The 17,965-nt window shown below is 34.7% G+C and carries 18 protein-coding genes and 1 pseudogene; 13 read left to right on the forward strand and 6 right to left on the reverse strand.

What is annotated here, in order from left to right:
- The first annotated feature begins 79 nt into the window (after positions 1-79).
- From CHRYMOREF3P_RS00630 to CHRYMOREF3P_RS00640, 3 genes are all read left to right on the forward strand, one after another.
- Complete coding sequence (locus tag CHRYMOREF3P_RS00630) at positions 80-394, forward strand: winged helix-turn-helix transcriptional regulator (RefSeq protein WP_262889622.1); 315 nt, start codon at positions 80-82, stop codon at positions 392-394.
- 1,357 nt (positions 395-1,751) lie between these two features.
- Positions 1,752-1,874, forward strand: a complete 123-nt coding sequence (locus CHRYMOREF3P_RS00635; protein WP_180563576.1) for an aldo/keto reductase — start codon at positions 1,752-1,754, stop codon at positions 1,872-1,874.
- Positions 1,875-2,163: 289 nt separating this feature from the next.
- Positions 2,164-2,538 carry an aldo/keto reductase gene (locus CHRYMOREF3P_RS00640; protein WP_180563577.1) on the forward strand — a complete coding sequence of 125 codons (375 nt, stop codon included), beginning with the start codon at positions 2,164-2,166 and terminating at the stop codon, positions 2,536-2,538.
- A 133-nt stretch (positions 2,539-2,671) separates the two neighbouring features.
- On the opposite strand, the gene CHRYMOREF3P_RS00645 is transcribed toward CHRYMOREF3P_RS00640, so the two are convergent.
- Positions 2,672-3,595, reverse strand: a complete 924-nt coding sequence (locus CHRYMOREF3P_RS00645) for an NAD-dependent epimerase/dehydratase family protein (RefSeq protein ID WP_198424122.1) — start codon at positions 3,593-3,595, stop codon at positions 2,672-2,674.
- An 87-nt stretch (positions 3,596-3,682) separates the two neighbouring features.
- Between CHRYMOREF3P_RS00645 and CHRYMOREF3P_RS00650 the strand changes: the two genes are divergently transcribed.
- Positions 3,683-4,534, forward strand: coding sequence for an AraC family transcriptional regulator (locus CHRYMOREF3P_RS00650; protein WP_180563578.1), 852 nt, complete (start codon positions 3,683-3,685; stop codon positions 4,532-4,534).
- A gap of 106 nt (positions 4,535-4,640) precedes the next feature.
- On the opposite strand, the gene CHRYMOREF3P_RS00655 is transcribed toward CHRYMOREF3P_RS00650, so the two are convergent.
- Both CHRYMOREF3P_RS00655 and CHRYMOREF3P_RS00660 read right to left on the reverse strand, forming a co-directional pair.
- Positions 4,641-5,405, reverse strand: coding sequence for an SDR family oxidoreductase (locus tag CHRYMOREF3P_RS00655; RefSeq protein WP_180563579.1), 765 nt, complete (start codon positions 5,403-5,405; stop codon positions 4,641-4,643).
- A 77-nt stretch (positions 5,406-5,482) separates the two neighbouring features.
- Complete coding sequence (locus CHRYMOREF3P_RS00660; RefSeq protein ID WP_047383887.1) at positions 5,483-5,872, reverse strand: helix-turn-helix domain-containing protein; 390 nt, start codon at positions 5,870-5,872, stop codon at positions 5,483-5,485.
- Between the two features lie 192 nt (positions 5,873-6,064).
- On the opposite strand from CHRYMOREF3P_RS00660, the gene CHRYMOREF3P_RS00665 reads away from it, so the two are divergent.
- The 9 genes and pseudogenes from CHRYMOREF3P_RS00665 (at position 6,065) to CHRYMOREF3P_RS00705 (ending at position 16,106) form a co-directional block, all read left to right on the forward strand.
- A complete protein-coding gene (locus CHRYMOREF3P_RS00665; RefSeq protein ID WP_180563580.1) occupies positions 6,065-6,952 on the forward strand; it encodes an AraC family transcriptional regulator in 888 nt (295 codons plus the stop codon).
- A 628-nt stretch (positions 6,953-7,580) separates the two neighbouring features.
- Positions 7,581-9,842 carry a cytochrome-c oxidase, cbb3-type subunit I gene (ccoN, locus tag CHRYMOREF3P_RS00670; RefSeq protein ID WP_180563581.1) on the forward strand — a complete coding sequence of 754 codons (2,262 nt, stop codon included), beginning with the start codon at positions 7,581-7,583 and terminating at the stop codon, positions 9,840-9,842.
- A 562-nt stretch (positions 9,843-10,404) separates the two neighbouring features.
- On the forward strand, positions 10,405-11,361 hold the full coding sequence (locus CHRYMOREF3P_RS00675; RefSeq protein ID WP_180563582.1) for a heme-binding domain-containing protein: 957 nt from the start codon (positions 10,405-10,407) through the stop codon (positions 11,359-11,361).
- A gap of 3 nt (positions 11,362-11,364) precedes the next feature.
- On the forward strand, positions 11,365-11,838 hold the full coding sequence (locus CHRYMOREF3P_RS00680) for a hypothetical protein (protein WP_180563583.1): 474 nt from the start codon (positions 11,365-11,367) through the stop codon (positions 11,836-11,838).
- A gap of 56 nt (positions 11,839-11,894) precedes the next feature.
- A complete protein-coding gene (locus CHRYMOREF3P_RS00685) occupies positions 11,895-12,788 on the forward strand; it encodes a hypothetical protein (protein ID WP_180563584.1) in 894 nt (297 codons plus the stop codon).
- Between the two features lie 224 nt (positions 12,789-13,012).
- Positions 13,013-13,945, forward strand: coding sequence for a sensor histidine kinase (locus tag CHRYMOREF3P_RS00690; RefSeq protein WP_232538930.1), 933 nt, complete (start codon positions 13,013-13,015; stop codon positions 13,943-13,945).
- On the forward strand, positions 13,920-14,687 hold the full coding sequence (locus tag CHRYMOREF3P_RS00695; protein ID WP_180563586.1) for a LytR/AlgR family response regulator transcription factor: 768 nt from the start codon (positions 13,920-13,922) through the stop codon (positions 14,685-14,687). The genes CHRYMOREF3P_RS00690 and CHRYMOREF3P_RS00695 overlap by 26 nt, the downstream gene beginning before the upstream one ends.
- Before the next feature lie 145 nt (positions 14,688-14,832).
- A complete protein-coding gene (locus tag CHRYMOREF3P_RS00700) occupies positions 14,833-15,504 on the forward strand; it encodes a Crp/Fnr family transcriptional regulator (protein ID WP_180563587.1) in 672 nt (223 codons plus the stop codon).
- Between the two features lie 68 nt (positions 15,505-15,572).
- Positions 15,573-16,106: pseudogene (locus CHRYMOREF3P_RS00705) on the forward strand (glutathione peroxidase).
- Positions 16,107-16,252: 146 nt separating this feature from the next.
- On the opposite strand, the gene CHRYMOREF3P_RS00710 reads toward CHRYMOREF3P_RS00705, so the two are convergent.
- From CHRYMOREF3P_RS00710 to CHRYMOREF3P_RS00720, 3 genes are all read right to left on the reverse strand, one after another.
- Complete coding sequence (locus tag CHRYMOREF3P_RS00710; RefSeq protein WP_180563588.1) at positions 16,253-16,594, reverse strand: helix-turn-helix domain-containing protein; 342 nt, start codon at positions 16,592-16,594, stop codon at positions 16,253-16,255.
- Between the two features lie 70 nt (positions 16,595-16,664).
- Complete coding sequence (locus CHRYMOREF3P_RS00715; protein WP_180563589.1) at positions 16,665-17,099, reverse strand: transposase; 435 nt, start codon at positions 17,097-17,099, stop codon at positions 16,665-16,667.
- A gap of 123 nt (positions 17,100-17,222) precedes the next feature.
- A complete protein-coding gene (locus CHRYMOREF3P_RS00720) occupies positions 17,223-17,945 on the reverse strand; it encodes a hypothetical protein (protein WP_180563590.1) in 723 nt (240 codons plus the stop codon).
- Positions 17,946-17,965 lie beyond the last annotated feature (20 nt).

A 17,965-nucleotide genomic window follows, 5' to 3' on the forward strand; every position in this document is an offset into this window, starting at 1 on the left:
GTATAGTAATATTATGAAACTAAAGGATATTAAATCGCTTACAGAAGGAAAAGAATGTGCGACAGATCACAGCCTGGCAATGATAGATTTTACAAATGTCATTAGCGGCAAATGGCGTATACCAATTATGGCAGCAATATATAATGACAGGTTAAGGTATACGGATATTCAGAACCGGATACCTACTATAACACCCCGCATGCTTTCGAAAGAACTGAAAGAATTAGAAGCGAACGGAATTGTAGTAAGGACAGTATTTAACACGATTCCTGTCAAAATAGAATACAGTCTGTCTGACTCTGCTAAAGAATTGGGAAATATTATCAAGCAAATGCTTGAATGGGGGGTGAAACATCGAAAACAGCAATTGTCAATATCGGGTTTATCTCAATAATCACATTGGCAGATATCAAAAAAACCTGATTTTCCAGCATGGCTCAATAGTCTAAGAAGCTAGGACTTTTAAGGACTGGTAGACATTGATGAATATGCAGAACTTTATGATCAATTATAAAGTATAACGTTTTGAAATAAATAACTTTGGCACTGAGTAAGAATATATGGAACATTTACAAAAGACATTTCATAAATATTCGAATTTGGATGAAAAAGGATTGTTATGTTCAGTTCCAGTTAAAGCTTTCCAATCAAAAGAATTTATGGATCAATTCAACGTACTCAATACTTATGGACTTTAAACTAAATTGATGATTCTAAATTTTGAAGCGATAAAAGAGTCTTTAAATATTAGGTTTAATATTCAGGTTGAGGATTAACAATTAGAACAATTCTCTAAAGAATATAAGGAGGGGATCAAGAAGCTATCGTTACCTGTTTAAAGACAGATCAGACTAAGATTCTCTAAGTAGGCTTAAAAAAGCAGATTAAGAATGTTAAAGTTCGAACAATGTAACTCTTGATTTTTATCCTTTTCTAATGTTTTTCTTTTTGTTAAGTGCTTGTTTTTTTGATTACCAATGATAAAGGTTGTTGTTCGATATTGTAAATTTTCTTAAATTCACAAAAAACTGATTGAAAATTGCCCCGACAAGACATCGAAATCTAATTTTTCAAATCTCTATAGTTTTTGACTGTAAATGGTTATTTTTCATTTAATTATTAGCTAAGCGTCAGAGCTAGAACTCAAAAAGGTGATTACTTTGTGGAAGCGGGGAAAATTTTTAAATAGGTTGTTTTTATTCTAGAAGCTGTATTTCGTATTTGTTATTATAATAATAAAGGTGAAGAAATTACAAAATATTTTATTGATGAAAACCATCTGTGTTCAAATCCATATAAAGGGGAACAGATGACGGAATATATCCAAGCCGTTACGGATTTTAAGTTTATTGTCTTTTCAGAACGGTCACGGACTGAACTTTCTAATACAATTTTGGTTGGGACAATATTACCAATAAGATATTTAAATAAGCATTAATTGAAAAAATGGATCGAGAAGTGTAATGGTTTCACAAGATGCTATTATCCGTTATCTAAAATTTTTGGAAAAGTTCCCAATACTTGCTATTTGTGTTCCTTTATCTTACATTTCTTCTTATTTGGTAATTACTCAGCAATCATTATGCTGAATAATAAAAATATACTTTAAATCACTTTTTTACTATTTGTTAATGATTTCATTTTTCAATTTTTTGATACAACAAATTTGAAAAATGAGTATTAAAAAAAGAATTATGATTGGTGCAAATACCAATAGCCCATAATCGTAAAGCGTTTAGGTTATTAGTACCATGAGACTAATCGGAGAGCATGTCTGGGGCGAACCCGAAAATAGAGATGAAGCAGTACAGATACTAAAAGCAACTTCCGAAAACGGCATACAATTTCTGGATACAGCAGATTATTACGGTTAAGATGTTACTAACCGGCTCATTGCAAGCTCTGTATCGTTACAGGAAAGATTTGGTGATTTGTATTAAAGTAGATGCTGATTGGGGAGATGATTAAAGCTGGCGTTCTTATGAAAAGCCAGAGAATTTGCGGACAAGTATCGAAAGTACCTTAAAAATTGATCAGATCCAATTGGTCCATTTCCGTATAATGTACGGAACGATACTCCATTTGAACAATCCTTAAATGCTATATTTGAATTGCAGAAAGAAGCGGAAATTTTGCCCGTAGGTTTAAGTAATGTAAACGAATATGAATACAGAGCTTACTATGGGAAGAATTGCAACTGTAGAAAATGCATTCAGTTATGAGCAGCGTACCAGTTTTTCTGTCTATGGTCAGGAAGTTAGGGGTATGCAGGAAATAATGGATATTTGTGTGAAAAATAATATACCAATGATTCCCATCTTCTCTCTTTTAAGTTCTTTGCCTAATAACGAAAACAAAATTTCATTAATTGCAAAAAAATATAATGCTACGCCTGCACAAATAAATTTAGCCTGGTTGCTCCACTTTAATGATTTAATTTTTCCAATTCCGGGTACTTCAAAACTGAGCCATTTTCAGGAAAATAGTAAAGCTTTGGATATTCAGCTTTCCGAAGATGATATGGCTTTTTTAGGATAAACTTTTCTGTATTAAACAGTAAGGAAATCAATTCGTGAAACAACATCAAATAAAGTCATTCTTTACTTTACAGGTTAGAAATCTCTTTATTTGATGTTTTAATAAATAATAAGCTTAAATTGTTTAGTAGCACTTATAAAGTAATCTCAGAGAAATACTTTTCTAAAGAAGGTCCTTTGGGATTCCAGCCTATTCTTCTTGCATTCACAGAGTTCACAAGACTGTTTGATGCAACTCCCAGGCGATCTGCCTCTCCATGAAATTCAATTAAATGCTCAATAGTGATACTGAGGGTTTTCCCTTCAAATCCAAGATAATTACTGATTAGCGCTGCAATTTCTTTAAAAGAATTATGTCCGTTTTCCGCATAAAAGAGTGATCCACCGGACGCTTTTTCCAGAGCTAAAAGGTACAAATCTGTAAGATCATCTATAAATACATTGGAATATCTGTTAAGACCTTTTCCAAAATATAATCCGGCACCTTCCTGCTGAGAAAACCCTATAAGTTTAGGGATTTGATCGCTATCTGACTGTAAGCCTTTGCCTTCTCCATATACCATTGAAGGGCAGATAACAATCGTTCTGATCCCTTTTTCAATAGCTGCCATACGGACATATTTGTTCATATCCACCCTTGGTCTTCGGAAAGGCACGGGATTCAAATGCATATCTTCATCATAAAAAGCTGATCCTGCATATTCTCCATCGGCATAATCCGCAACGATGGAAGAGCCTGTAGTGGTGAGTAACGTTTTTCCTGAATGCTCTAAAGCTGCTATTAATGTATAGATAGAAGATACATGATCCACATTCGCTGTATGGATTACTATATCGGCTTGTTGTGCGGCCCGGGTCAGAATTTCATTATCATCAAGAGTTCCCACTATGGACTGTATCCCTCTTTTCTCTAAGAGTTCAATTTTTGCGGCATCATCTGTTCTTACCAACCCGGTTACATTATAGCCATTTTTAATCAGTTTATCTGCAACTGATCCTCCCAAATAACCTGTTACTCCTGTAATGAATACTTTCAGTTTTTCATTTTCTGTTTTCATAATTTTAACCTGTTTAATTACTTATTTTTGTACAGACAAAGTTGAGAAAGAAGAAAGCCTTGGTACTTGAAGAAAAAAAAGAATAATTTGAATGTTTTTAAGATGCATGTAAAAAGTTTAACAAAGGATATAGAGATTGATGATCTCTTCAAAGAACAATGGCCTTTTTTGGTACATAAACATACGCATTATGAGATACAGTTTATTATAAAAGGGAAGGGGTTTCATTATATCAATGATGATCAGTTCGTATATGATTCGGGAGATGTATTTATTACTTTACCTGGTGAAAGCCATTTCTTCGTTTTTGGCGAAAAAACAGCAGTACGGATTATCAAGTTCAATGAAGCATTTTTTCTTCAGAATTTTCAGAATAAAGATCTTGAACTGCTAAAACAGGGACTTTTTTCATCCCATCGTAAAATACGGCTATCAGATATTTGTCGCAAAAATATAGGAGAACTGATTACCCTTCTAATCAACTCTCATAAAAAAGCATCTTTATATCAGAATCTTATTGTAAGAAACACACTGTCTCTTATTCTTACTCTTTTAATGGATGAGACAAAACTAAGTCTTACAAGACCCAAGGATGAAAAAATACAAATGATCCTACGGTACATTCGGGAAAATGTTCGTGAAAAAGAAAAGCTTTCTATTCAACGCATTTCCGAACATTTTTGCATTAATAAAAACTATTTTACCCAATATTTTAAAAAAGCAACTGGTATCACCTATAAAAAATATGTGCAGGAATATGTGTTGAATATGATTGCACATCAGCTTGTACATCAAGATAAAACGCTATCTCAGCTGGCTTATGAGTTTGGATTTAGTGACGAAGGGCATCTAAGCCGGAATTTTAAAGCTCAATACAAAAAAAATCCAACAGATTTGAGAAAAAAAGTTAAAAATGAACGGTCTGATTACAAATCTTAATTATTTCAATTAAAGGATGCCATGAGTTCTTTTGGTGTTTTAAGGGTTTTATTGAAAATTTTAAAATCAAACTAACAATCCTTTCTAAGAATGTTAGTTTGATAGATTATAAATAATAGCCTCCGGAGACTTCTATACGTTGTGCATTGATCCATCTTGCTTCATCAGTACATAAAAAGGCAATAATGCTTCCTATATCATCAGGCAATCCAACCCGGCCCAGTGCTGTCTGTGAAGAAATAATTTGATTTAAATCTTTATTGTCCCTCACAACACCGCCACCAAAATCAGTTTCGATAGGTCCCGGGGCAACAACATTTACGCGGATTCCTCTGGAGCCTAATTCTGCAGCCTGATATTTAGTAAGAATCTCAACAGCTCCTTTAGCAGCCGCATAAGCTGCATAGCCCTGTGTATAAAAACGGGTCAATCCGCTGGAAATATTAATAATGCCACCACCGTTATTCATCATTTTTAAGGCTGATTGTGATAAAAAGTATGCTCCTTTAATATGGATATTGAACATGGAATCAAATTGCTCTTCCGTAGTTTCTGCGAAAGTGGCATACTCACCAATTCCTGCATTGTTTATAAGATAATCAATCCTATCAGTTTGAAAATTATCCTTCAAACAGTTTTCCAGATTCTTGAAAAATAAGGGAATGTTATGAATATTCTTTACATCTAGCTGTAAAAAAGCAGTATGGGCACCATATTTTTCAATTTCCTTTGCAGTTTGAATAGCATCTTCTTTTTTTGATTGGTATGTAAAGATGACATTGATTCCTTTTTTCGCTAAGTTTATAGCCATATTTTTACCTAACCCTCTGCTAGCACCTGTAACAAGTGCGATTTTCTTTTTTTCGCTCATATTTAAAGTTTTAATTATTCAGCAAATTTAGGCTGACTTAATTCTTTAAAATAATGCAAACTTCAGAAAATGCATAGCTACATTGGATTTGTAGTATTCTTTTGCCTTTTGCGAAACTGTAAAGGCGTGACTCCAGTAATACCTTTGAAAAATTTAATAAAGTTGGTTGTATCTCTATAAGCAAATTGATGGCTTATATCTGCAATTGAAAGGTCGGTCTCGATTAATAAGGTTTTAACTTCTTCAATAACACGGTTTTCAATGATCTCACAGGGGGAGGTATTAAGAGTCAATTTAAGAGTATTGCTTAGATGCCGGCTAGCAATATGAAGAGAATCTGCAAAATCAGAAGTCGAAAGTTGCTTTTCTATTCTTTTTCCAAGCAGATCAGAAATATAGGTGTCTACCAATAATAAAAAACCCTGAGTGATCTCTTCATTCCTTGGAAGCAATTCTTTATTTTTCATAAGTAAATTTACAAAAAATAAAATGTTGGCAACTATAAGCTTATTTTCTTTTGTATGGTATTAAGGGCACTGTTTTTTGTGAGTGAATTATACTATTTTTAGACTGATTAGTACCATTTTTACAATAATTTTTGGATTAAATTTGAAAGCGATTGATTATTGAATGAAACTAAATTATAATCAATTGTAATAATGAAAAAACAATACCCAACATTTGATATTTTTCATCTTGTGACGAACAAGATATCAAATGATATGTTTAATGCAGATAGGTTTCGAGGTTATTTAATAAATAATCCTACTATTCAAAATATTCATAAACATTCTTTCTATCATTTGGTATATTTTACATCCGGAAAGGGGAGGCATGTTATTGATTTTAAAAGTTATCCCATAGAGCCAGGATGTATTTATTTTATGTCACCAGGTCAGGTTCATAACTGGGAATTTGAGAGTGATGTTGACGGATATGTTGTGAATTTTTCTGCTACTTTTTTTGATAAGCTTTTTTTGAGTTCTTCTGCTGTAGATCAGTTTCCGTTCTTTAATGTTTTTTCAAATGAACAGATGATGAAGATTAAAGATGATATGAGATCTGAGGTTGTTAAAATTTTTGAGGCTCTTCTTGACGAATTAAATAATAATACTTATCAAACACCCATGATGATAGCTGCTGAACTGCTCAGGCTATTTGTTATTGCAAGCAGAGAGCTGGGACCTGATATTCCTGTTTTAAGCAGAACCAGTTATAATTCAATTCTTTTGAAACAATTTTTTGATCTTATACAGGATAATTTTAAGGATATGCGGCTTCCTAAAGATTATGCAGCTTTGCTCTATATTACTTCTAACCATTTGAATTTTCTATGTAAAGACCAGTTGAATATGTCTGCAGGAGAAATCATCCGGAGTAGAGTGTTGCTTGAAGCAAAACGGATGTTAGTTAATTACGAGCTTTCAATTGCCAATATTGCCATGGAACTGAATTTTTTTGATACCTCATATTTTATAAAGTTTTTTAAGAAATACACACAGCTTACTCCTGAAGCATTCCGCAAACAATATTATAGCAAACCCTGATAAGATCCTTTCCAAAGAAAGGCTTACTTTCCATCTTATTGAATGGAGTGATGAGAAGTTTACGGGCTAAAGAGAATCGCTATAACACATACATGTGCCATAAACAGGAATATCCTATGGTTGTTGTCAACAATCTGTAATATGATTACAGACCATATCTTCTTGGTGAGCTGATATGTGACAGTGCTGATTTTTATCCAAATTCTGCTTCAAAGAACTCTGTTATGTCTGATCAATCACTGTCTTATTCCTTCGCCCAAGCAGGTTCTTATTAATGGAGACGGTGATGAAAATCTGACCCATGAAGTTTTGCTGAAAAACAGAATAGTTAGAATACCATGAAGATATTGGTTATCGTTAGCTTAATATGGGTTCCTGTAATTGGAGGGGGAATATTGAAAACCATACCCTTTTATTCCTTGTCAGGAACGTCCTATATAGCCAATAAAGAACGATATTTTCCACGAATAGTACCGTATGTGAAAACAGTTCTCTTTATAAATTTGAAAATTAATTCAAATAGACCTCATATAAATCTAACTACCCATACAACTTATTCCGAAAGATGACGGATAGATTAAAATTAGAAATAAGAAAGGAGGTGAATACAGAAAAAATAAATAGTAATATGGAGTTACAGAAATTTAATTACGACAATGATATTGTTAGGGCGTTCCTATATGCTACGATCATATTCGGTCTGATCGGATTTACCTTCGGTATAACGGCTGCACTGATGCTGTTTTATCCGGAATTGCCCGAGTTTTTGTTCGGAACTGATGATGCCACGATACAGAGTCTGAGATCGGGCGGTATCCAGTCGCTGATCAATACCCATGGTGCATTTGGATTCGGAAGAATCAGGATGATCCATACCAACACAGTAATTTTTGCATTTGTTTGCAACAGTGTCTATACGGGAGTTTACTATTCATTACCACGGCTTTTAAAAACTCCAATGGCAAGTCCTACCTTGTCATGGATCCATTTCTGGACCTGGCAGATTATGATCATAGCGACATTTATTACCTTCTTTATGGGTATCAATACTTCCAAGGAGTATGCGGAACATGAATGGCCCATTGATATTTTAATAACTTTTTCATGGGTGATTTTTGGTATTAATATGTTTATGACTATTGCAAGAAGGAGAGTTAGGCATCTCTATGTAGCAATATGGTTCTATATAGGAACATGGATAGGATTGGCCATGCTGCATATCTTAAACAATCTGGAGGTACCTTTATCCTTTACTGGCTGGAAATCGTATTCGATGTATGCGGGAGTAAAAGATGCACTGGTACAGTGGTGGTATGGTCACAATGCGGTAGCCTTTATCCTGACCACGCCTATTCTCGGACTGATGTATTATTTCCTTCCCAAGGCAGCGGAAAGACCTGTTTTTTCGTATAAACTATCCATTATACATTTCTGGTCACTGATCTTTGTGTATATCTGGGCGGGTCCTCACCATTTACAGTATACGGCACTTCCGGCATGGGCACAGGCTGTAGGTACTGGATTTTCGATTATGTTGATCGCTCCTTCCTGGGGAGGAATGTTGAACGGGCTTCTTACCCTTCGTGGAGCATGGGATAAAGTCAGGGATAATCCGATTCTTAAATTTTTCGTAGTGGCGGTTACCTGTTATGGAATGGTAACATTTGAGGGTCCGCTTTTGGCGACCAAGAATATTAATAAGATCGGGCATTATACGGACTGGGTTATCGGACATGTACATTTAGGAGCCCTGGGCTGGAACGGTTTCATTGCCTTCGGAATGATCTATTATCTGGTTCCAATCATGTGGAGAACGAAAATATGGTCCGTAAAGATGGCTAACTGGCATTTCTGGCTCGGTACATTGGGGGTAATATTCTATGCCGTACCGATGTATATTTCAGGATTTACGCAGGGGCTGATGTGGAAACAGTTCAATCCAGACGGTACATTGATGTGGAAAAACTGGCTCGATACGGTAACAGCGATCATTCCATATTATAAGATGAGATTTTTGGGCGGAGCCTTTTATATATCAGGTGCAATAATGATGCTTGTGAATGTTATTGCAACGATCAGGCACGGATCATTCCAGAAGAGTGTACCTTTTGAGGCACCTGCACTTGCAGTTATTAGCAGCAAGAGAAAGGATGGTGAGGGAACGCATCTATGGATCGAAAGAAGTCCTTATCTTTTGAGTATATTATCCTTTTTGGTATTATCCATCGGAAGTGGTGTGGAGATTATTCCGACATTGTCACTAAAGGCAAGTGTACCTACTATTTCTGCGGTGAAGCCATATTCGCCTCTTGAACTTGAAGGTAGGGATATCTATATCCGAGAGGGTTGCAATGCCTGCCATTCACAGATGATCAGACCTTTCAGGGACGAGATCGTTAGGTTTAACGGTAAGAACGGTGAATATTCCAAGGCAGGAGAATTTATATATGACAGGCCATTCCTTTGGGGGTCAAAAAGAACAGGACCTGATCTTCATCGGGAGGGCGGTAAGAATCCAAGTTCATGGCATTACAAACACATGTACAACCCGAGGTCTACTTCTGCAGGATCCATTATGCCACGATATCCATGGTTGATCAGCAATGATCTTGACAGATCAAAAATGGTTGATAAGATTGTGTTCATGAAGAAAGAATATGATGTACCATATACCAGAGCTGAGATAGATTCAGCGAATTCATGGGCAGATAATCAAGCAGCGGAAATTGTGAAGGAAATTTTCTCGGAGGCAAACGATCTGAAAGAGGCTTATGCAAAAAGACCGAAGGGGGAACTTGAGAAAAAAGAAATCGTCGCTCTAATTTCCTACCTACAGAGACTCGGAACGGACATAAAAACAACTGAAATTAAAACAGTAAGTAATAATTAACGAAATAACAGAATTCTTTATGATACCACAGAATTTTAAAGATTTTTTAGCCAATACTTACAATACAGGTTTATACCAGATAATAGCTCTTATATTCTTTATGATTTTTTTTATCTCGCTCATTGTGCTGGTATTTAGCAAACCAAAAAAATATTATAAGGAGGTTTCAGAATCTCCACTTGACGTGAACGATTGATTGGTCTGCGCAATACAGTGGACACTCATCAACATTATTCACAATTCTATTTATTAATCTCATTATGAGTGCCACTGTATTTTTAATACAATGAATAACTTACTGATTGTTAAATATTATATATAGCAGATTAAAACTCCATATACAATTCATTATTTATTTTGAACTGGGAGCTATCTATTTCATTATAGATAGCTTTTTTGTTAGCATATCGTCTGTATTATAAATTTCCGGTATTTATTTTTTTAGGTCTCAAAAAATTCATAATCACAATTGTCAGATTCAAAGTAAAATTTGTCCGATTGATCAAATTTTCAGAAAAACATACCCTAAAAAGTCCTGAAATTTGAACAAAAACAAAGAGATATGAACCGTTTTTGGGAAAAAGTAAAAACAAAAAATATTCTGGTTATTGTACTGGCTGTCTTTATTGGAATTCAGTTTTACAGACCTGAAATTAAGCAAAAGGCAATAACAGGCGAGATTCATGTTCCCAGTGATGTAAGAGCGATACTGCAGCGTTCATGTTTCGACTGCCATTCCAATCAGACAGATTTGAAATGGTTTGACCAGGTTGCTCCGGCATACTGGCTCGTAGCAGATCATATCAAAAAAGGAAAAGAAGGTCTCAACTTTTCTGAATGGGATAAACTGGCACCTCCGGCACAAAATGCAAAACTTTGGGAAGCTTTTAATCAGATTAACCTGAAAGCCATGCCTCTTAAAAGCTACGAATTGCTACATCCGGTAGCCAAGCTTTCTGAAAATGATATCCGTATCCTGAAAAATTATGTGACTTCTCTTGCTCCAAAGCAAAAACCTGATACCGCAAAAGTTTCCGCTTACAACAAACAGCTGCAACAAATTAATACAATCCATATTGCCGCACCCAAACCATCATTACCCACTGCATTGAACGGGATCAGCTATATTCCTGATTATAAAAACTGGAAACCCATAAGTTCTACAGAAAGACTGGATAACGGGACAATGCGTATCATATTCGGAAATGATATTGCTGTGAAGGCAACCAAAGAACATAAGACCAATCCATGGCCTGACGGAACCATATTCGCAAAAGTAGCGTGGGAACAGATCATAGACAGTGACGGCAATGTCACTACCGGAGCTTTTAAACAGGTGGAATACATGATAAAGGATTCTAAAAAATTTGCATCAACAAAAGGATGGGGATGGGCAAGGTTTTTATCTCCCAAACTTGAACCTTATGGAAAAACAGCCGATTTTGCCAACGAATGTATCAGCTGCCACCGTCCTATGAAAGACAATGATTTTGTATTCACCTCTCCTATTAACCATTAAGCTATGAAAAATCTGATCATTTATTTACTACTATGCCTATTTATTGTGAGCTGTGGTTCCAAAAAAGAATACGAACCTGTGAATGAAAATGCATCCCTTCCTGAAAGTTTTAATTTTAATGCGATGAACTTAAAGGTGGTAACCTCTTCAATCAATCATAAAAAACAGACCATGATGACTCTTTACGGTAACGATTCCGCTATTGATGAATTGAAAGATAATCCGGATAATGATAATCATAAAGAAAGAATACTGGCCCTTATTACCTGGTCTCAGAAAGAAGATCCCTATTGGTACGGAGCAAAAATTCCCAATCATTTACTGTCTGTAGAAATTGTTAAAAGTAAAGAGCCTTTTTCAGAAAACTCAGAGATTTTGTATCAAAAATACGAAGGGAAAGAACTTAGGAAAGTCAACGCAGACGGAAGAGACAGAATCCGTACAATACTGAGTATAAAACCATCGATAATGCCTTAATATAGGATTTTTAAAATCACATATAAAAAAATAATATTCATTAAAACTATTAAAAAATGGAAAGATTCACATTCAGTTCAAGCCTGGTAACAGGATGCATTTCAGCAGCATTACTGCTTTTCACCTCTGCTGCCTGTTCTAAGGATAATCAGGATGATTCGTCCGATCCTGCTGTTAAATTAGTTCAATTGAGGAATGATGCAAGTCTTGGTAGTGTTCTTACCGATAAAGAAGGTCATACTCTTTATTATTTTGCAAATGATGCTACTGCCACCAACAATTGCACCGGAGGATGTGAACCGGTATGGCCTGTCTTCAATATAGATAACCTTTCTTCCGAAAAACTGGGAGCCGGATTAGAGCTTTCTGATTTTACAACAATAACAACAGGTTCAGGGAAAAAACAGGTAACTTACAAAGGAAGACCGCTTTACTATTATGCTCCTTTGGTGAACGGAACCAATGTAAAAGAAGATGCAGGGAAAACCGGAGGCGAAAATATCGGAGGCGTTTGGTTCGTTGCCAAACCTGATTATACCATTATGCTTACCAATGCCCAACTTGTAGGACATGACGGGAAAAACTACACTTCCACTTATACAGAAGGCACAGAAAAAACATTGTATTTTACAGATGCTAAAGGAGTAACATTGTACACCTTTAAAAATGACAAACAAAATAAGAACAATTTTACAGCTTCTGATTTCTCAAATAACGGAGTCTGGCCAATTTATGAAACAGATAAAATTGTTGTTCCTTCCGGACTTGATAAAACACTTTTCGGATCTATTACCGTATTCGGAAGAAAACAGCTTACTTATAAAGGATGGCCTCTTTACCGTTTTGGTCAGGATAATATGATTATGGGATCTAATAAAGGGGTTTCATTTCCTGTTCCCGGCGGTGTCTGGCCAGTGCCTGTAAAGAATATGGCAGCAGCTATGCCTTAATCTTGTGTTTTTATAAAAATCTCTGTGCTAAATAACGGATGTGCTGCTGTGCCGTTATTTAGCTTTTGTATCTTTGTGACAGCTTAACTGCCTGATTTTTATTTATGATCTATGCGAAATATATAAACACAAACGGAAGAAAGGTATTCAGGATTGATCCGAGAATCATTCTCTTTAGTGCTCTTTTTATGGGGATTCTGGCTTCGGTACCCAAAATACTCCGTATGCATATTACATTGGGAGAGCTGATGATAGATTTCTCCATATCCTTTTTATTCTCGTTGTTTGTATGGTATTTTAATATCTATAGTCTGCCTAAATTTTCTATTCAAAATATATCAACACGATTTTTCAATAAAAAACTGGTGATCAGCCTATCCATCGGAGTACTGGTGATGGCAGCAATAGTACTCATTCATCATATCATATTTCCGAAATATGGATTTAACACCATGGTATTGATGTATGAATTTCGGGGAGTACTGATCAATCTGACCATTTATATGTTTTTGTATCTTTTGTATCAGACTTATAATTCTCAGCAGATTAAATTCGAACTTGAACAGATCCGGACTGATAATCTGAATGCTCAATACGAACTGCTGAAACAGCAGATTAATCCTCATTTTTTATTCAACAGTCTCAATACCTTGAAATCTATGATTGATATAAAAGATGAAAGTTCAGGTGATTTTGTGGTGAGACTGGCGGATTTCTACCGTTTTACTTTAGATAACAGAAAAATGGATCTCATTCCCTTAAAAAAGGAACTCGCCATATTGGATGCCTATGTCTTTCTTCTGACCTCAAGATTTGAAGATGGCATAGAATTTAAAATAGATATTCAGGAAGAGATATTAAACTCCTATATTCCTCCTTTTACGCTGCAACTGCTGTGTGAAAATTGTATCAAGCATAATATTGTATCACTGGCAAATCCGTTAATCATAAAATTATACAGTGATCCCGAATATATTGTCATTGAAAACAATTTTCAGCCTAAGAATATTCCACAGGAATCTGCAGGAATAGGAATTGAAAATATCAGAGAACGTTATAAGCACTTTGCAGAAAAGGAGCTGACTATACTTCAGAATAATTCTAATTTCACCGTCAAATTACCCATAGTAGATGAAAGTTTTAGTAATAGAAGATGAGATAAAGACCGCGAAGGCACTGGGGCGAATGATCGTCGCTGTACAGCCGGAGGCTACCATAGTACAGTATATTGAAAGCGTTGCTATGGCCGTTGAATATCTTTCTGGCTCTGAACTTCCGGATGTTATATTTATGGATATTCAGCTGGCAGACGGTAATTGTTTTGAAATATTCAGTCAGATCAGGATAAAAGTTCCTGTCATTTTCTGTACCGCTTTTGATGAATATGCTATAGAAGCATTCAAAAGTAACGGAGTCGATTATATTTTAAAACCCTTTGAGAAAAAAGATATCCAGTCAGCTTTTGAAAAGATCAACAATCTTAAAAATTTCTTTCAGCATTCTCCTTCTCCCGACCGGAAACTGGAAGATATTCTGAATAACCTGACAACGGGAAGAGGAAAAACTAATTTCCTGGTCTTTTCCAACAATAAATACAGTAATATCCATGTCGACAGAATTGCCTGCTTTTACAGCCAATTTGGAAATACAGTACTGGTGACCCTTGATCAGAAAGAATATTTTATTTCTCAGTCGTTGGATGAAATAGGACAACTGGTTTCAGGAACTCAGTTCTTTAGGATTAACAGGCAATATCTGATTAACTTTGCAGCCATTGTGGAAGTGGAACATTATTTCTCACGAAAACTTCTGGTTAGTTTAAAAATTAGTACTCCCGAAAAACCTCTTGTCACCAAAGACAAAGCTTCTCGTTTTCTTCAGTGGCTTGAAGAGCGATAAAACAATTAACTAAAAGCAGTATATAAAATAATTTAATCTCTGATTACCATTAGAGAAAGTTAATATTTTGCCCAATCACAAATAATTTTATAATACAGCATACACAACTGAACTCAGCTAATGCTAAAAATAAAGAACAAGTAAAATGGATCAAAAAAATACTATTGTAGAAGGATTTATTAGCCGTAAATTTGGTTTTCTTGGTGAGGACTTTCTAGAAGAGCTTAAAACCCATGGAATCTACGACAAAATAGAAGCCAGGCAGGAAATTATCCGCGAAGGAGACCGCGTCAAATATGTTTTGTTTTTAATAAAAGGAGCTATTAAAGTGTATTCACTTAATGATGGTCGTGAACTTGTATATTATTATATCAGTGATGAAGAGAACTGTCTGATGACATTTTCGTCAATTTTTAATGATAACATCAGTAAAGTCTATGCCACTGCAGAAGAGTACTCTGAAGTTCTTCTTGTTCCTCTGGCAGTGATGAGCAAGTGGCTGATAGAGTTTCCTGCCATTAATACAATTTTTTTTCATGAATATGAAAGAAGATTCTCAGCAGTAATGGATATGATTAATGAGGCGATATTTCATCATCTGGACACTCGAGTTCTGAATTATATTAAGCGAAAAATGATTTTGGAAGAAAATCAACCAGTAAAAATCAAACACAGAGAAATAGCAGGAAGCCTGGGAACTTCACGGGAAGTGGTAAGCAGAGTGTTGAAAAAAATTGAAAATGAAGGAAAGATCTTTAAAGATGAAGAAGGCAAAATATGGGCTGCAGATCAAATGCTTATGCCTTTAAATAAATAATATAACATATACATTAATATTAAAATCTTTTTTTAATGAAAAAAACACTTTTTATCGGAATGGTGCTTATGGGGATCATAAGCTTTTCATCATTTATTAAATCAGATGATTCTACAGCTCCTAAACCTGCAAAATCAATCTATGATTTTAAGATTGAATCCATAGACGGCGCAAAAATTGATTTTTCTGATTACAAAGGGAAATACATTCTTATTGTAAACACTGCATCGAAGTGCGGATATACTTCTCAATACAAAGGATTGGAGTAGCTTTATAAAGATTATGGTGATAAATTGGTTGTGGTAGGCTTTCCATCTGACAATTTCGCAGATCAGGAATTTCATGACAATGTTGAGATCAAGTCGTTTTGTGAAGAAAACTATGGAGTAACTTTTCCTCTTACCACTTCTGTCGATGTAAAAGGTTCTAAAATCACTCATGTATTTGATTATCTTACCCATAAATCTCAAAACGGAGTAATGGATGTGACTATAAGCTGGAATTTTAATAAGTTTCTGATCAGCCCGGAAGGAAAGTTACTGGAATATTTTGATTCTAAAGTAGTTCCTGAAAGTGATAAAATTATACATTATTTCAAATAATATGCTTTAAAATATTAAATACTCTATTTACATACCGAATTTTTTTCTTATATAACCTATATGATTATAGTGTTTTCAGATAAGCGCGAGGATCTATTGTAGTTTAATAAAAATAGAAAAGCATTCTTTGCAATGTAGAATGACGTTTAAACATTATGTTCGGATATCATTTTTTTCCATTTTGTAACTGTATTTCTGCTTAGTCCAAAATGGTTTGCCAGTTGACTATTATTATATTTATATTTTTTCTGATAATCCAGAATCTTTTTAATTGAAGAAATGTTATAAGAACGAAGTCTCTGATTAAGTTTTTCTATTTCTTTATCTCTTCCTTCAAAGATTCTATTGTTGAGATCTATAATATCTATTTGTGATAAATCAGCCTTATGAAGCAAGGAAGCACATTTTTCCATTTTTTCTGGAAATTTTGTCTTGATTATATCAATATAAATTTGTTTATAATTGGGGATAGTTGTTTTTGAAATCATGATTTGGATTTTATGTTTTTTTAGCAGTCTTTATTTTTTATTGCTTTAAAATAAATTTTAGGTTGTATTATTAATTGCTTTTTGAGTTGTTATATTTATCGATCCACTTGAATAGAGTGGTTTTGGGAATTCTATACCTTTCAATTATCTGATTTCTTGTCATTTCTCCTGTTTCTATTCTCTCAATAATAAAGTCTATCATTTCTTTGGTATAAATGTTTTTCCGGAACTCTGGAACTGAAGGCTTTGTCTTCTCTGTTTTTACTTTTCCCTTAGATGGGGGAGAGTATAATATCAGGTGTTGAGAGTATATTCTAAAAAAATCATATTCCAAAAGCTTGCTCCATTTCAAGAGTATTTCACAGTCTAAACTTTGGGATTTGTACATTTTTTGAATTTCTGCTACTGTAAATTTGAAAAAGTTACAGATACGGGCCATATCTATCTCGTTTTCTGTAACTTTTTCTTTAATCATTTTTCCTATATCTATCTTTTTAAAATCCATTATCTATTATTGTTTTCAGAATAAAATTGTACATACGATGGTCTTTTCATCAATCTTAATCGTATGTACGATTTCATTCCTATTGAGATATAAAGAGCCCGTGTTTAGAGTTTTTACGTAAAGCTATAGGCCGCTGGGAGAAGGGATAGAGTTATTCTGATTACCTCCCATATTGGTGGTGATAGTTCCTAGTGAATTTGTGAAAGTTTTATTAATGACAAGGCAATGAATCGTCCATGAACCATTACTTGCATTTGCTGTACTTGCCCCTCTATAGTCCGCTGATAAACGCCAAGTACTTCCTTGTTGGAATGCAAATATGTTCTCAGGAGAAAAAGTCCCTGAGTTTGAATTGCTAAGCCCTATTCCTGAAGCTGGGATAAAGCTATTTCCTACAATAATTAATTCATATTGCGTAACGTCAATATTTGTATTGAAATTACTTATATAGTCTCCATTTACGTTATTGAGCTGGTAAGTTATACTATTGAACATATAAGCATTGCCATTACTTGAAGAAGCTATTCTAAGTTCCCCTGTTGTATTATTTCTAACAACAGTTCCATATCCAAACGCTCCTGAACTCAGTGGTGATGTTCCCAAAACCATATTACCGGTAGTGTGAAGTTTGGCAGTGGGTGATACAGTTCCGATACCTACATTTCCAGCAGAGGTCACAACGAAATCATTTGACTGCTGTGCGATAGACGGAGTTCCGGTTATTGCATTATCTTTAGCTCCATCAATATGTAGGAGTGCCTGTGGATTTGGAGTATTAACACCAAATTGGGATTTGGCAGCAAATGAAACTAAAAAAAGTATTAAGAATAAAATGTTTTTTTTCACTTTGTTATAATTTAAATATG

The sequence above is a fragment of the Chryseobacterium sp. JV274 genome (assembly GCF_903969135.1).
In the GTDB taxonomy this organism is placed as follows: Bacteria; Bacteroidota; Bacteroidia; order Flavobacteriales; family Weeksellaceae; genus Chryseobacterium.

Bases quoted from the DNA above. Each gene is read 5' to 3' on its own strand.
- CHRYMOREF3P_RS00630 (WP_262889622.1), top strand. From the start codon at position 80: ATGATAGATTTTACAAATGTCATTAGCGGCAAATGGCGTATACCAATT.
- ccoN (WP_180563581.1), top strand. From the start codon at position 7,581: ATGGAGTTACAGAAATTTAATTACGACAATGATATTGTTAGGGCGTTC.
- CHRYMOREF3P_RS00635 (WP_180563576.1), top strand. From the start codon at position 1,752: ATGAGACTAATCGGAGAGCATGTCTGGGGCGAACCCGAAAATAGAGAT.
- CHRYMOREF3P_RS00640 (WP_180563577.1), top strand. From the start codon at position 2,164: ATGAATACAGAGCTTACTATGGGAAGAATTGCAACTGTAGAAAATGCA.
- CHRYMOREF3P_RS00695 (WP_180563586.1), top strand. From the start codon at position 13,920: ATGAAAGTTTTAGTAATAGAAGATGAGATAAAGACCGCGAAGGCACTG.
- CHRYMOREF3P_RS00690 (WP_232538930.1), top strand. From the start codon at position 13,013: ATGCATATTACATTGGGAGAGCTGATGATAGATTTCTCCATATCCTTT.
- CHRYMOREF3P_RS00680 (WP_180563583.1), top strand. From the start codon at position 11,365: ATGAAAAATCTGATCATTTATTTACTACTATGCCTATTTATTGTGAGC.
- CHRYMOREF3P_RS00715 (WP_180563589.1), bottom strand. From the start codon at position 17,099: ATGGATTTTAAAAAGATAGATATAGGAAAAATGATTAAAGAAAAAGTT.
- CHRYMOREF3P_RS00665 (WP_180563580.1), top strand. From the start codon at position 6,065: ATGAAAAAACAATACCCAACATTTGATATTTTTCATCTTGTGACGAAC.
- CHRYMOREF3P_RS00685 (WP_180563584.1), top strand. From the start codon at position 11,895: ATGGAAAGATTCACATTCAGTTCAAGCCTGGTAACAGGATGCATTTCA.
- CHRYMOREF3P_RS00700 (WP_180563587.1), top strand. From the start codon at position 14,833: ATGGATCAAAAAAATACTATTGTAGAAGGATTTATTAGCCGTAAATTT.
- CHRYMOREF3P_RS00655 (WP_180563579.1), bottom strand. From the start codon at position 5,405: ATGAGCGAAAAAAAGAAAATCGCACTTGTTACAGGTGCTAGCAGAGGG.
- CHRYMOREF3P_RS00675 (WP_180563582.1), top strand. From the start codon at position 10,405: ATGAACCGTTTTTGGGAAAAAGTAAAAACAAAAAATATTCTGGTTATT.
- CHRYMOREF3P_RS00645 (WP_198424122.1), bottom strand. From the start codon at position 3,595: ATGAAAACAGAAAATGAAAAACTGAAAGTATTCATTACAGGAGTAACA.
- CHRYMOREF3P_RS00710 (WP_180563588.1), bottom strand. From the start codon at position 16,594: ATGATTTCAAAAACAACTATCCCCAATTATAAACAAATTTATATTGAT.
- CHRYMOREF3P_RS00660 (WP_047383887.1), bottom strand. From the start codon at position 5,872: ATGAAAAATAAAGAATTGCTTCCAAGGAATGAAGAGATCACTCAGGGT.